Raw genomic sequence first — 13633 nt, forward strand, 5'->3', positions numbered from 1 at the left:
CCGCGCGCTAGGCGGGGGCAGACACGTGACCACGGGCACACGCCATCAGCACGGTCAGCACCATCGGCCCGTCGCTGATGCGCCCGTCGAGCACCGCTGCGTACAGCTCGGCGTAGGGCACCCAGCGCGCCTCCATGTCGGCCTCCTCGTGGTGCGGCGTGAAGTCCCGGTCCACCTCGCTGAGGCCGCGGGCGACGAAGTAGTGGATGAGCTCGCTGGAGATGCCGGGCGAGGAGTACGCCGACGCGAGGTGCCCCCACTCGACTGCCTCGAGGCCAGCCTCCTCGCGCAGCTCACGACGCGCCACGTCGACCGGCTCCTCGTCCTCGCCGTCGATCAGCCCCGCGGGGAGCTCGACGAAGCGGTGCTGCCCGGGGTGGCGGTACTGCAGCAGGCACAGTGCCCGGTCCTCCTCGTCGAGCGCCAGGACCACCACGGCTCCCGGGTGCTCGAGGACGAGCCGTCCGAACGGCTCCTCGTCGGGCGCGCCGGGGCGCTGGACCTCGTCGCGTCTCAGGGCCATCACCCAGTCGTCGCGATGCAGGTCCCGGGTCGACACGACCGGCCACGCCTCGGGCTGGTCGGCGATCGGCGCACGCAGTGCGGGGGTTGCCATGCGCGCGACGCTACCGTGGCGCCATGGGAGCCAAGAGCCTGACCAGGAACGAGGCGGAGCAGCGCGCAGCGCTGCTCACCGTCGACCGCTACGACCTCGCCGTGGACCTGCGCGGTCTCTTCGCGGGCGAGGTCCTCGAGAGCACCGCGACGATCACCTTCAGGTGCGGCACGCCCGGCACCGAGACGTTCGTCGACTGCGCCATGGACGTGCGGACGGCGACGCTCAACGGCGTGCCGCTCGACCTGGCCACGGTCGCCGACGGCCGCATCCCGCTCCCCGACCTGGCGGCCGACAACGTGCTGGTCGTGACCGCCACCCAGGACGACACCGCCGAGGGTGCGGGCATCCTGCGCACGGTCGACCCGACCGACGACCTCGTCTACGTGTGGACCTCCTTCGAGCCCGACGAGGCGCGCCGCGTCTGGGCCTGCTTCGACCAGCCCGACCTCAAGGCCCCGCACCGGTTCACCGTCAGCGCCCCCCCGACGTGGACGGTCACCAGCAACGACGCCCCCGAGTCCGTCACCGACCTCGAGGACGGCCGGCTCTGGACGTTCCCCGACACCCCGCCGCTCTCGACGTACGTCGTCGTGGTCAATGCCGGTCCCTTCCACGAGATCCGCAGCGAGCGTGGCGACCACGACCTCGGCATCTTCTGCCGCCAGTCGCTGCGCGGCGTCCTCGAGCGCGACGCGCCCCTGATCTTCGACGTGACCGAGCAGGGGCTGGCCTTCTTCGGCGAGCAGTTCGGGCGACCGTTCCCGCAGCGCCGCTACGACCAGGTCTTCGTGCCCGACATGGGCGGCGCCATGGAGAACTGGGGGTGCGTGACGTGGGGTGACGGCATGGTCACCCGCAGCGCCCCGAGCTACAACGACGAGATCTACTTCGCCAACGTGATCCTCCACGAGATGGCGCACCAGTGGTTCGGCGACCTGGTGACGATGCAGTGGTGGGACGACCTCTGGCTCAACGAGGCCTTCGCCTCCTGGGCCGCCGACTGGGCGCTGACCGGCGCGACCCGCTTCACCGACGCCCACGCCGTGTTCCTCGCCCAGTTCAAGATGTTCGGCTACCGCGACGACATGGGCCCGGCCACCCACCCGATCCGCGCCGACATCCCCGACGTCGACGCCGCCACGGCCAACTTCGACTCGATCACCTACATCAAGGGCCAGGGCGTGCTCGCACAGCTCGTCGCCTACGTCGGCGAGGAGGCGTTCGTCGCCGGCCTGCGGGCCTACTTCCGGGACCACGCGTGGGGCAACACCCGCCTCGACGACCTGATGTCCGCGATCGGCACCGCCGCCGACCGCGACCTCGGCGCGTGGACCCACGCCTGGCTCGACCGGGCCGGCACCGACACCCTGACCCTGGGCGACGGGGCGATCACCGCCGCCTCGCCCGACGACGACGCACCGCGACCGCACCGGCTCGACATCGGCTGCTACTCCCGCACGGGCTCCGGTCGCGGGCTTGAGCTGACGGAGACCGTCGAGGTCGAGACCGCGGGGGTCAGCACCCCGGTGACGCTGCCGGCCGCGGACCTCCGCCTGCTCAACGACGGCGACCTCACCTTCGCCGCCGTGCGCAGCGACGAGGCGACGACCCGGGCGCTGCTGGACGGCGCCGGTGACCTGCCGACCGCCCTCGGTCGCGGCCTCGCGGTCACCACCGCCTGGGACATGCTGGTCAAGGGTGAGCTGCCCACCGCCGCCTTCCTCGACTGCGTGCTGGCGGTCCTGGAGCGCGAGGACTCCCCCGCGCTGGTCGAGCCGTTCCTCACGCTGGCCCAGCGGGCGGTCGAGCGCTGGACGCCCGACGCCCAGGTCGCGACCGCCCAGCGTCGGCTGGCCGACGTGGCCGCTGCTCTCGCCGCGGTCGACGAGCACCGCCAGCCGGCCCTGAGCACGCTCGCCGCGACGGCCACCGACGACGCCCACTTCGCGTTGCTCGACGAGGCCGTGGCCGGCGCCGACGACACCGACCTGGCCTGGTCGCTGCTCACCCGCCGCGCCGAGCTGGGCGATCCGTCACCAGCGGCCGTCGCCGCGCTCCTGGAGCGCGACCCGGACCCTGACGCGCGGGTGCGAGCCCTGTGCGTGCGCGCGGCCCAGGCCGAGCAGGCCGCCAAGGAGGAGGCCTGGACCGAGGTCTTCGAGAAGCGCTCGGTGCCCGCGGGCACGGCGATGTCCCAGGTGGCGTCGGCCTTCTGGCGCCCCGGGCAGACCGACCTGCTGCTGCCCTTCGCCCACCGCTACGTCGACGAGGCCACCCGGCTCTCGGGCGGCGGCATGCTCGCCGTCATGTCGCTGTTCCGGATGATGGTGCCCGGCGTCGCCGACGACGACGTGATCGCCCGCGGCCGCATGGCAGCCGACGACCCAGCGATGCAGCCGCAGGTGCGCTCCACGATGCTCACCGCCATGGACACCCTCGCCCGCATGCAGCGGGCCCAGGCGGGCTGATCGCCCTGCGCTGACCGCCCTGCGCTGATCACCCTGCGCTGACCGTCAGTCGTCGTCGGCGCGGCGCAGTCCGCTCTCGTCGATCGGGAAGCGCAGCTCCTTCTGCCGCTCGATGGCCGCGCCGACCAGCCCAGCGAAGAGCGGGTGGGGGCGGGTCGGGCGGGAGCGGAGCTCGGGGTGCGCCTGCGTGGAGACGTAGTAGGGGTGCACCTCGCGGGGCAGCTCGACGAACTCCACCAGCCCTAGCTCGGTGTTGGTCCCGGAGAAGACCAGCCCGGCCTCCTCGAGCTGCGCGCGGTAGGCGTTGTTGACCTCGTAGCGGTGGCGGTGGCGCTCCTGGATCGAGGCCTCGCCGTAGGTCTCCCGCACGACGGTGCCCTCCTTGAGCTCGGCCGGGTAGAGGCCCAGGCGCATGGTGCCGCCGAGGTCTCCGGCTCCGTCGACGATGTCCTTCTGCTCCGCCATGGTCGCGATGACCGGCTCGGGGCAGTCGGGGTCGAACTCGGTGGACGCCGCCTGGGAGAGGCCCGCGACCTGGCGGGAGTACTCGATGACCATGCACTGCAGGCCCAGGCACAGGCCCAACGTCGGGATGCCGTTGGTGCGCGCGTAGGTCAGGGCACCGAGCTTGCCCTCGATGCCGCGGACACCGAAGCCGCCCGGCACACAGACCGCGTCCACGTCGTGCAGGTGCTTGTGGGCTCCTGCGGGCGTCTCGCACTCGTCGGAGGCGATCCAGCGCAGCTGGACCTTGGCCTCGTGGGCGAAGCCACCGGCGCGCAGGGCCTCCGCGACCGAGAGGTAGGCGTCGGGGAGGTCGACGTACTTGCCGACCAGCGCGACCGTGACCTCCTCCTTGGGGTGGTGCACCCGGCGGAGCAGGTCGTCCCACACCGTCCAGTCGACGTCGCGGAACGGCAGGTCGAGGCGGCGTACGACGTAGGCGTCGAGCCCCTCGCGGTGCAGGACCTTGGGGATGTCGTAGATCGACGGCGCGTCGGCGGCCGTGACCACGGCCTCCTCGTCGACGTCGCACATCAGCGAGATCTTCTTCTTGATCGACTGCGGCAGCTCACGGTCGGCGCGGCACACGACGGCGTCGGGCTGGATGCCGACCTGGCGCAGCGCCGCGACCGAGTGCTGGGTCGGCTTGGTCTTCAGCTCACCCGAAGGGCCGATGTAGGGCACCAGCGAGACGTGGAGGAAGAAGACGTTGTCGCGACCGATGTCGTGACGCACCTGTCGCGCGGCCTCGAGGAACGGCAGCGACTCGATGTCGCCGACCGTGCCGCCGATCTCGGTGATCACCACGTCGACCTCGTCGTCGCCCGTCCCGAGACCCATCGCGAGGACGCGTTCCTTGATCTCGTTGGTGATGTGCGGGATCACCTGGACGGTGTCGCCGAGGTAGTCGCCGCGGCGCTCCTTGGCGATGACGCTGGAGTAGACCTGGCCGGTCGTGACGTTGGCGATCTGGCCCAGGTCGGTGTCGAGGAACCGCTCGTAGTGGCCGATGTCCAGGTCGGTCTCGGCCCCGTCGTTGGTGACGAAGACCTCGCCATGCTGGAACGGGTTCATCGTCCCGGGGTCGACGTTGAGGTAGGGGTCGAGCTTCTGCATGGTCACGCGGAGCCCGCGTGAGCGGAGCAGCCGACCCAGGCTCGAGGCCGTGAGGCCCTTGCCCAGAGAGGAGGCGACGCCTCCGGTAACGAACACGTGCTTGGTGGGCGTGGGGCTCTTCACGGACGACCAGGCTATCCCAGGAATGGCCGGTCCGTTGCCACCACGCGCCGACCTGGCTCCTCAGACGCCCGGCAAGGTGAACGTGGAGCCACGCCCGGTGCTCACGCGGAGCACGTCAGCGGTCGTGGCGTTGTAGGACGTCTGGTCGGTCGCGCTGAGCACCAGGCGCACCCGGTGACCGGCCCGGAAGCGGTGCGCGAAGCCGGCCAGCTTGATCCGGACCGGCTCGCCGACCGCTCGTGCCGGCACCCGGACGGGCGCGATCAGCCGGTGGACGAGCGTGACCTCCCCCGAGGGCGCCACGTCGTAGGCCTTCGCGAAGAAGACCAGGTCGAGCCCGTTGGTGTTGCGGATGCGCAGCCGCGCAGACGGGATCCCGACCGCGTCGAAAGCGCGGGTGAAGGGCGCTGAGGTGAAGGCAGCGAACTGTCCCGGCACCTCGCGGGGCGGCACGTCACCGAGCGAGGGCGACGACGCGGGTCCGGTGAAGTTGGAGGTCTCGGTGTAGGCCGCCGGCTGCCCACCCTCGGGGTTGACGAACGTCGCCGACCCCGAGGTGGCGGTGCGTCCCGGCCTCGCCAGCCGGTTGCTCCCCGACAGCGTGAACGTGGTCGAGCGTCGGGCGACCTGCACCGAACGCGCCACGCCGTACTGCTCGTCGGCGGGGCCGCTCCCGGAGTAGCGCACCCAGTCGCGGTAGTAGGCGAACGCCGGGCCCTGACCCCCGGGCGTGCCGCGGAGCCAGTGGTCCAGCCATCGCAGCGACCTCAGGCTGAGGTAGCACCGGTCCATCTGCCGCACCGTGCGCAGCACACCGTCGTAGGCCTCGCACTCACCGGGCTGCGAGACGTAGCCGCCGTGGCCACCGGAGTTCCAGATCATTGCGACCGGAACCCCGCGGCGCCGCAGCCCGAGGAAGGTCGCGGTCGCGTCGTTGAGGTTGAAGAGGGTGTCGCTCTGGCCCTGCACCAGCAGCACGGGGATGTCGATGTCGGAGAGGTACGTCGACGAGGAGGCGCGCGCGATCAGCCGGCGGGAGGCCGCGTCGGCATCCCCGGTGCTGGTCAGCGTCGCGTAGGTGCGACACAGCGGCAGGTAGTAGCCCGGGCACCCGCCCGCACCGGCGATCTCGGCCGGGTCGCCGGTGGCGACCTTGGTCGCGGGGCAGTCGCCGCCACCCATCACCGGCTGGGTGTTGCCCAGGGCGTAGAACAGGGAGGTCCACTCGCGCTTGAACACGCCCTGGCCGTTGCGCCCGTGCTCGAGGCCGGTCCGGTCGCCGGGGGCGACGCGGTTGTTCGGGTCCAGCGAGTACCTCAGGTCGTTCCACGTGCGACCGACCACGCTGGTGCGGATGCGGCGGTCCTGGGCGGCGAGGGGCAGCTGCCCGCCCCCGCCGTAGGACCCGCCGATGGTGCCGACCACCGCGCCACGCGCGTCGTGGAGCACGTCGGCCCGTGGCTCGAGGAGCCTGTCGATCAGCTGACGGGCGCTCTTCACGTCATAATCCGTCGACTGCAGCGTCACGCAGCCACCGCTGTCGCCGAAGCCCGACGAGGTGTAGGTCAGCACGACGTAGCCGTGCGCGGCCAGGAAGCGGGCCGTGCTCACCACCTCGGCGGAGTCCTTGGTCAGGCCGAACCCGTGGGTCATCAGGATCGCCGGCTGCGGCGTACGCCGGCTGGCGTTGCCGGGCACGTAGAGCGTGGTGTCGAGGTCGATGCGGACCTCGCCGTCGGGACCGGTGCGCACCGGGACGAGCCGCTCCACGGTCCGCCACCGGTGGGTGCCGTGAGCGATCGTGACGTGGTCCGACGCGGGTGCCCCGGCTGCCGGCGCGGTGACGTCCGTGGCCGGCGGTGCACTGGTGGCGGGCGGTGCACTGGTGGCGGGCACGGACGGCAGCGTGGAGAGGCCGGCCAGCGCGGTCAGGAGACCGGCCACCCCGAGGGCGCGTCGCAGGCGGGTCGGGCGGGATGCGGACATGGGCTCACCGTAGGCCGATCCGCGCCCGGTGGAGAGGTTTCTGCGCCGGGGGTCAGTCAGCGCGCCCGGCCTGGGCGACCTCGAGCAGCTCGCGCGCGTGGGCTAGCGCGGTGTCCGAGTCGGTCTGGCCGGCGAGCATCCGCGACAGCTCACGCTCACGTGCCTCGTCGTCGAGCACCGTCAGGCCCGAGCTGGTGACCGAGCCGTCGGAGGACTTCTCGACCACGACGTGGCGATCTGCGTAGGCCGCGACCTGCGGCAGGTGCGTCACCACCAGGACCTGTGCGGTGCGGGCGAGCTGGGCGAGCCGGCGGCCCACCTCGACGGCGGCCGCTCCCCCGACCCCGGCGTCGACCTCGTCGAAGACGAACGTCGGGACCGGGCTGGTGCCGGCCAGCGAGACCTCGATCGCCAGCATGACGCGCGAGAGCTCACCGCCCGAGGCACCCTTGCCCAGCGGTCGGGGCTCGGATCCGGTGTTGGCGGCGAGCAGCAGCTCGACGTCGTCGATGCCGTGCGCGGCGTAGCGCAGCCAACGCTTGCCGACCTCCAGCGGCGCGCGACGTCCCTCGCTCCGCTCGGCCTCGGTCTGCGTCAGGCTCACGGTGAGCTGGGCGTGGGGCATCGCCAGCAGGGTCAGCTCATCGCTGACCTGCGTCGAGAGCTTGGTCGCAGCCTTCTGCCGGACCGTGGACAGCTCGGCGCCCGCTGCGGCCAGGTCGCGGCGCAGCTGCTCGCGCTCGGCCTTGAGCTGCACGATGCGCTCGTCGGTCGAGTCGAGGTCGAGGAGGCGAAGGGACGACTCCCGCGCCCAGGCGAGCACCTCGTCGATGGTGTCGCCGTACTTGCGGGTGAGCGCGGTCAGGGCCGCCCGACGCTCGGAGACGGTGGCCAGCCGCGCGGGATCGGTGTCGATGCGTGTGGCGTAGGAGGCGACGTCGGCAGCGACGTCGGAGAGCAGGTAGGTGACCTCGGCCAGCCGGTCGGCGAGCTCGCCGGCCTCCCGGTCGTGGTCGCGGACGCCGTCGAGGGCCGTGCGGGCGGCGGCCGTCGTGGCGAGCGCATCCGGTGCTTCCTGCTCGCTGCTCAGCGCCTCGCGGGCGGTCTCCGCGGCCGCGCGCAGGGTGTCGGCGAAGCCGAGCCGGGACTCCTCCGCGGCCAGGGACTCGTCCTCACCGGGCTCGGGCGAGACCCGCTCGACCTCGGTCAGGCCGAAGCGGAGCAGGTCGGCCTCCCGGGCGCGCTCGCGCGCGGTCGCGACCACGTCGACGAGCGCGGCCTCGGTCACCTCCAACCGGTCGTGGAGCGCGGTCCACGCGGCAGCGGCCTTGGCCAGTTTGGGACCACCGAACCGGTCCAGTGCGTCACGCTGCGCCCGGGTCTGGAGCAGCCGGTGCTGGTCGGACTGGCCGTGCACGGCGACGAGGGGCTGCGCGACGTCGGAGAGCGTCGCGACGGGCACCGTGGCACCACCGACGAAGGCACGCGACCGGCCCTCGGCGGAGACGTTGCGGGCGAGGACGACACGGTCGTCCTCGACCACGCCACCAGCCTCCTCCACCGCGGCGGCGAGGCCCGGGGAGTCGGTCACGGTCACGACTCCCTCGACCCGCGCGGTCCGGGCTCCGGTGCGGACCGCGCCGGTGTCGGCGCGGCCGCCGAGCAGCAGCCCGAGCGCGGTCACGATCATGGTCTTGCCGGCTCCGGTCTCACCGGTGATGACGGTCAGGCCGGGTCCGAGCTCGAGGGTGGAGGAGGCGATGACACCGAGCGACCCGATGCGGATCTCCTCGATCATCCGTCCACGACCTTGCGTCGACGCTCGGCCGAGCCGCGCCAGCCCTCGACCGGCAGCCCGAACTTCGCGACCAACCGGTCGGTGAACGGCGCGTCGTGCAGCCGCACCAGGCGCACGGGTTGCGCGCCACGGCGCACCTCGATGCGGGCGCCGGGGGGCAGGTCGACCGTGCGCCGACCGTCGCACCACAGGACTCCGGCACCCTCGGTGCGGGCCAGGACCTCGACGGCGATCACGGAGGTGGGCGCGACGACCATCGGCCGAGCGAAGAGCGCGTGTGCACTGAGCGGCACGATGCACATCGCCTCGACCCCGGGCCACACGATCGGCCCGCCAGCGCTGAAGTTGTAGGCGGTGGAGCCGGTCGGGGTCGCGCAGACGACGCCGTCGCACCCCCAGCGGGAGAGTGGTCGGCCGTCGATCTCGAGGATCACCTCGAGCATCCGCTGACGGGCAGCCTTCTCGACGCTGGCCTCGTTGACCGCGAACGTGCTGGTGACCAGCTCGCCGTCGCGGTAGACGCGCACGTCGAGCGTCAGCCGGTCCTCGGTCGTGTAGTCCCGCTCGACGATCGCCTCGAGCGTCGACTCGACGTCGTCGACCTCGGCCTCGGCCAGGAAGCCGACGTGACCCAGGTTGACCCCCAGCACCGGCGTCAGGCTGGCGTAGGTCAGCTCGACGGCCCGCAGGATCGAGCCGTCCCCACCGATGACCAGCGTCAGCTCGCAGTCGCGGCTGGCGTCGGTCTCGGACTCGGTCAGCTCGATGCCGGGGTCGTCGCGCCCGATCCCGAGGTCAGCCGCCTCCGTCGCCATCAGACGTACGACGATCCCGTGACGGGTGAGTCCCTCGCAGAACGCGAGTGCGACCTCACGGGCCTCGTCGCGCCCGGTGTGGGCGAGGACGAGGACGCGTCGCACCTGTGGTTCCTCACTCATGGCTCCACCCTCTCACCCGGCACCCCCAGCCCGGCGGCCTCCTGCACGCAACGGTCGATGTCGTCCTCACCGATCGCCGCCGGTCCACGGCGCAGCCACAGGAAGAACTCGACGTTGCCGCTTGGGCCCGGCAGCGGGCTGGTCGTGACGGCCCGCGCTCCCCACCCGCGCGCGGCCGCGGCACCTGCCACGCCCACGACCGTCTCGGTGCGCAGGGCCAGGTCGCGCACGACGCCACCCTTGCCGACCCGCTCCTTGCCCACCTCGAACTGGGGCTTGACCATGAGGACCAGGTCGCCGTCCTCCCGAGTCACCCCGAGCAGGGCCTCCAGGACGATCCCCAGCGAGATGAACGAGAGGTCACCGACCACGAGGTCCACGGGGCCGCCGACCAGCTCGGGCGTCAGCTCCCGCACGTTCGTCCGGTCGTGGACGACGACGCGGTCATCACTCTGGAGCGACCAGGCGAGCTGGCCGTAGCCGACGTCGACCGCGACCACCTGCCTCGCCCCGGCTCGCAGCAGCACGTCGGTGAACCCTCCGGTGGACGCGCCGGCGTCGAGGCAACGACGCCCTTCCACCATCAGTCCCTGCGGGACGAACGCCGCCAGCGCCCCGGCGAGCTTGTGCCCGCCGCGTGAGACGTAGTCGGGACGGTCCGGGTCATCGCTCACCACGATCGCGACGTCCGTCGTCACCCCGGTCGCCGCCTTGGTCGCGACCGCACGCGACACCTTCACCCGGTTGGCGGCGATCAGCTCGCTCGCGTGCTCGCGCGAGCGCGCGAGACCGCGACGGACGAGCTCCGCGTCGAGCCGGAGACGGCGTGGAGGCATGCCCGGGTCAGGCCGGGTCGTCGTGCGGCGTGCCGTCGAGGGCCCGCCGGAGCTCGTCGTGCGCCTGCTCGAAGACCGCCACATGCTCGTCGACCGGTCGGTCCGCGAGTGCCTCGATCGAGGCGATGACCGCATCGACGCGGTCCGCCCCCGTGCGCACCCGCTCGGGGGTGTCGGCGGCGTCGACGAAGTGGTCCTGGGTCATGGTCCGAGGCTACCGGTCGCGTGGCGCCGCGGCGGGCGGGGGCGGCTCGAGCCCGGCGGTGTCGGGCACCTCGGTCCCGAGGTCGGTCGCTGCCCACGCGGCGCACGCCACGACCCGCCACCAGTCGTCGGGACCGCCATCACCGGTCACCGACAGGCTGCCGTCGCCCACGCGGGCGGACCAGCCTCCGAGCTCCCACGCACCACCGGCCTCGCGAGGTGCCCGATGGGTCTGCAGCAGCCCGCCCAGGTCCGCCGCGACGTACGTCGGCCGCTCCTGCGGTCGTGCCGCGACCAGCTCGGCCAGCCCGGTCACCCCGGTGAGCACCAGCAGCGACGGCAGGCCGGCATTGCGCGCGCCCTCGATGTCGGTGTCGAGACGGTCGCCGACCATCAGCGGCCGCTCGCCTCCCACCCGGCGCACGGTCTCGTCGAGGAGCGGACGCTGCGGCTTGCCCGCCACCACGGGCTCCACCCCGGTGAACCGACGCAGCGTCTCGACCAGGACCCCATGACCCGGCGCGACCCCGTAGGGCGTCGGGATCGTGTAGTCGCTGTTGCTCGCCACCCACCACAGGCCCTCGCGGACCCGCACTGCCGCGCGCATGATGTCGCGCCACAGCACGTCTGGGCCGTAGCCCGTCACCACGGCCTGCGCGTCGTCGTCGGACACACCGGTCGCGACCAGCCCCTCGGCCGCGAGCGCCTCCGCGAGGCCGGCCGCCCCCAGCAGGATCACCCGCGCCCCGGCTCCCAGCCGGTCCACGAGAACCCGTGCGGCCGCTTGCGCCGACGTGACGACGTCCCCCGGAGCCGCGTCCACGCCCAAGGAGCGCAGGTGCTCCGCGACGGCCTCCGGCGGTCGGGCAGCGTTGTTGGTGATGAACGCCAGCCGCATGCCCTCCGCCCGCACCGCGTCGAGGTGCTCGGCAGCGCCGGGGACGGCGTCGGGACCGATGTAGACCACTCCGTCGAGGTCGAGCATGGCCAGGTCGTGGTCGGAGCACAGTGCTCCGTGGGACTCGCCGAGCAAGCCGCCTCCTCGGTCGGTGGGCTGGTCCGGGCACCCTACGATGCCCGGATGGAGTTCAGTGCAGTCGTCACCCCGCCGTACGTCGGCGGGCCCCTGCGGCTGCTCCCCTTCCGTGCCCTCATGCTGGCCCCCAGTCGCGTGGGCGACCCTTCGTCGGCGCGCGCCTTCGCCCGTCCGTACCGCGACGTAGCAGCGCGTCTCGAGCGCTGGCGCTCCCAGGGCCACCTGCTCCGCGACGCCGAGCCCGCGCTCTACCTGCACGAGTACACCGCCCGGGGCATCACCATCCGTGGGCTCGTCGGGCTGCTGGACGTGTCGCGTCGAGCAGCCCTGCCACGGGACCGGGCGATCCTGCCTCACGAGGGGATCTACCCCGGGCAGGCCGACGACCTCGCCGACCGGATGTGGCAGATGGAGCTCAACCCGGCACCGATCCTGCTCGTCCACCGGGGACCCGCCCGGCTGCGTGCCGTGCTGAAGCGGGTCCAGGCGCGCACGCCCGACCACGACTTCACCGACCGGGTCGACCAGCGTCATCGCGTCTGGGCCATCCGCGACGCCGCCGAGCTCGACGAGATCGCTGTCGACCTGGCGGACGAGACGGCGCTGATCGCCGACGGCCACCACCGCTACGCCGCCTACCTGCGACTGCAGAAACGCAACCCCGGGGGACCGTGCGACTACGGACTGGCGATGCTCGTTGACCAGGAGGACACCCCCTTGTTCCTGGGCGCGATCCATCGTGTCCTCGTCGGCACCTCCATCGATGACGTCCGGGCCGCTGCCGACGCGATCGGGATGGGCTTCACCGAGACCACGATGGAGGCGGCCGTCGCAGCCCTCGGCCCGGACCGGCTCGTCGTGACCGATGCCGACCGTTGGGCGATCGTCACGATCTCCGTGCCTCCGGACCGGACCGCGGTGCAGCTGCTTCACGACCAGCTCATTCCCGCGCTCCCCTACGGTCCCCGAAGCCTGGACTACCACCACACGGTCGAGGACGCCCTCAGCCAGGTCACGCCCGAGCTCGGCGTCGCGGTGCTGATGCCCGCCCCACTCGTGGACCGGGTGCTCCGGATCGTGCGGGACGACCGACTGCTGCCGGAGAAGGCCACCTCCTTCCAGCCCAAGCCGAGCCTCGGTGTTCTCATCCGCTCGTTGCGCGACGGATGACCCGACCGCTCGACACCTCCACCTCCACCCTCGAAACGGCTGCACCGCCGGCCCGGTAGAACCGCCGGCGCAGCTGACCGCTCACTTCCACGACGTCCCCGGCATGCCAGGTGCGCACAAAGCGCTTGAGCCGACCCGACCAGACGACGCACTCGAGGGCGTCCACGCTCTGGTGCGGTCGCACAGCGGCGGGAGCGCGCGGCACTACCACTCGGAACGTCCAGATCGTGTCCCCGCTGGGCAGCTCCCGGCTCTCAGGCTCCTGGGAGATACGGCCGATGAGCCGCACCTCGTTGGCGAGCTTCGCGTCGCCGTCGACCTTCCCCTGCGTAGCCATACGCATCACCTCCGCACGCACTCTCGCAACGGGAGCCGACACCGACCCACCGCTGCCCCGAGCCCTGTGGAACATCCGGGCGGGAGGCATGCTTGTGGACGCTTAACGGCGCCATCGTGGGTGGAAACGGCACCATCCGCATACCCGCAAATAGCAGCAGGGCCACCTCGTGTGAGGTGGCCCTGCGCAATATTTGTCCGGCGGCGTCCTACTCTCCCACAGCCTCTCGACTGCAGTACCATTGGCGCTGGCAGGCTTAACTTCCGGGTTCGAGATGGGACCGGGTGTTTCCCTGTCGCTATGACCGCCGTAACTCTATGACCCAGCCTCCCCACAACACGTAGCCACCTGAAACAATCATCAGGGACACGCTGTGGTGACCGGGTGGTCTTTGATGTGGACGCGAACGACGCCTCAGCGTCTTGTTCATGTGTGCGCGGAATTGTGGTTTCAGTTGAGGGTTTGTGAGACAAGCCCTCGGCCTATTAGTACCGGTCG

At 72.0% G+C, this 13633-nt stretch carries 11 protein-coding genes and 1 rRNA gene; 2 read left to right on the forward strand and 10 right to left on the reverse strand.

Translation table 11 applies throughout. From position 1 onward, the window contains the following. Positions 1 to 7 precede the first annotated feature (7 nt). Complete coding sequence (locus tag BM204_RS18380) at positions 8 to 616, reverse strand: NUDIX domain-containing protein (RefSeq protein ID WP_091116421.1); 609 nt, start codon at positions 614 to 616, stop codon at positions 8 to 10. A gap of 23 nt (positions 617 to 639) precedes the next feature. On the opposite strand from BM204_RS18380, the gene pepN reads away from it, so the two are divergent. Continuing rightward, the gene (gene pepN, locus BM204_RS18385; RefSeq protein WP_091116423.1) at positions 640 to 3087 is read left to right on the forward strand and encodes an aminopeptidase N; all 2448 of its coding nucleotides are present in this window, start codon (positions 640 to 642) and stop codon (positions 3085 to 3087) included. Positions 3088 to 3132: 45 nt separating this feature from the next. Here pepN and pyrG read toward each other — a convergent pair whose 3' ends face one another. The 7 genes from pyrG to BM204_RS18420 are packed head-to-tail and all read right to left on the reverse strand — an operon-like array spanning position 3133 to position 11625. Continuing rightward, positions 3133 to 4830 (reverse strand): CTP synthase, encoded by a 1698-nt coding sequence (gene pyrG, locus BM204_RS18390; RefSeq protein WP_091116425.1) that lies wholly within the window; start codon positions 4828 to 4830, stop codon positions 3133 to 3135. A gap of 60 nt (positions 4831 to 4890) precedes the next feature. Beyond that, positions 4891 to 6816: a CocE/NonD family hydrolase gene (locus BM204_RS18395; protein WP_091116427.1), complete on the reverse strand. Its 1926-nt coding sequence runs from the start codon at positions 6814 to 6816 to the stop codon at positions 4891 to 4893. A 52-nt stretch (positions 6817 to 6868) separates the two neighbouring features. After that, the gene (gene recN, locus BM204_RS18400) at positions 6869 to 8614 is read right to left on the reverse strand and encodes a DNA repair protein RecN (RefSeq protein ID WP_091116430.1); all 1746 of its coding nucleotides are present in this window, start codon (positions 8612 to 8614) and stop codon (positions 6869 to 6871) included. Beyond that, entirely contained in the window at positions 8611 to 9552 is a 942-nt protein-coding gene (locus BM204_RS18405) for an NAD kinase (RefSeq protein ID WP_091116432.1), read from the reverse strand. The genes recN and BM204_RS18405 overlap by 4 nt, the downstream gene beginning before the upstream one ends. Then, positions 9549 to 10388 (reverse strand): TlyA family RNA methyltransferase, encoded by an 840-nt coding sequence (locus BM204_RS18410; RefSeq protein ID WP_091116435.1) that lies wholly within the window; start codon positions 10386 to 10388, stop codon positions 9549 to 9551. Before BM204_RS18410 ends, BM204_RS18405 begins: the two co-directional genes overlap by 4 nt. 7 nt (positions 10389 to 10395) lie before the next feature. Then, entirely contained in the window at positions 10396 to 10593 is a 198-nt protein-coding gene (locus BM204_RS18415) for a hypothetical protein (RefSeq protein ID WP_091116437.1), read from the reverse strand. A 9-nt stretch (positions 10594 to 10602) separates the two neighbouring features. After that, entirely contained in the window at positions 10603 to 11625 is a 1023-nt protein-coding gene (locus BM204_RS18420) for an HAD-IIA family hydrolase (protein WP_246166415.1), read from the reverse strand. Between the two features lie 48 nt (positions 11626 to 11673). Here BM204_RS18420 and BM204_RS18425 point away from each other — a divergent pair, with 48 nt between their 5' ends. Further along, positions 11674 to 12798, forward strand: coding sequence for a DUF1015 family protein (locus BM204_RS18425; RefSeq protein ID WP_143099833.1), 1125 nt, complete (start codon positions 11674 to 11676; stop codon positions 12796 to 12798). On the opposite strand, the gene BM204_RS18430 is transcribed toward BM204_RS18425, so the two are convergent. Together BM204_RS18430 and rrf are read right to left on the reverse strand one after the other, a co-directional pair. Beyond that, entirely contained in the window at positions 12773 to 13135 is a 363-nt protein-coding gene (locus BM204_RS18430; protein ID WP_091116441.1) for a single-stranded DNA-binding protein, read from the reverse strand. The genes BM204_RS18425 and BM204_RS18430 overlap by 26 nt on opposite strands. A 195-nt stretch (positions 13136 to 13330) precedes the next feature. Next, positions 13331 to 13447 (reverse strand): 5S ribosomal RNA (gene rrf / locus BM204_RS18435). Between the last annotated feature and the right edge of the window lie 186 nt (positions 13448 to 13633).

This window comes from Nocardioides psychrotolerans (genome assembly GCF_900113685.1).
GTDB classification, from domain to species: domain Bacteria; phylum Actinomycetota; class Actinomycetes; order Propionibacteriales; family Nocardioidaceae; genus Nocardioides; species Nocardioides psychrotolerans.

Coding starts and splice junctions, on each gene's coding strand:
- BM204_RS18380 (WP_091116421.1), bottom strand. CDS start 616: ATGGCAACCCCCGCACTGCGTGCGCCGATCGCCGACCAGCCCGAGGCG.
- pepN (WP_091116423.1), top strand. CDS start 640: ATGGGAGCCAAGAGCCTGACCAGGAACGAGGCGGAGCAGCGCGCAGCG.
- BM204_RS18395 (WP_091116427.1), bottom strand. CDS start 6,816: ATGTCCGCATCCCGCCCGACCCGCCTGCGACGCGCCCTCGGGGTGGCC.
- recN (WP_091116430.1), bottom strand. CDS start 8,614: ATGATCGAGGAGATCCGCATCGGGTCGCTCGGTGTCATCGCCTCCTCC.
- BM204_RS18405 (WP_091116432.1), bottom strand. CDS start 9,552: ATGAGTGAGGAACCACAGGTGCGACGCGTCCTCGTCCTCGCCCACACC.
- BM204_RS18410 (WP_091116435.1), bottom strand. CDS start 10,388: ATGCCTCCACGCCGTCTCCGGCTCGACGCGGAGCTCGTCCGTCGCGGT.
- BM204_RS18415 (WP_091116437.1), bottom strand. CDS start 10,593: ATGACCCAGGACCACTTCGTCGACGCCGCCGACACCCCCGAGCGGGTG.
- BM204_RS18425 (WP_143099833.1), top strand. CDS start 11,674: ATGGAGTTCAGTGCAGTCGTCACCCCGCCGTACGTCGGCGGGCCCCTG.
- BM204_RS18430 (WP_091116441.1), bottom strand. CDS start 13,135: ATGGCTACGCAGGGGAAGGTCGACGGCGACGCGAAGCTCGCCAACGAG.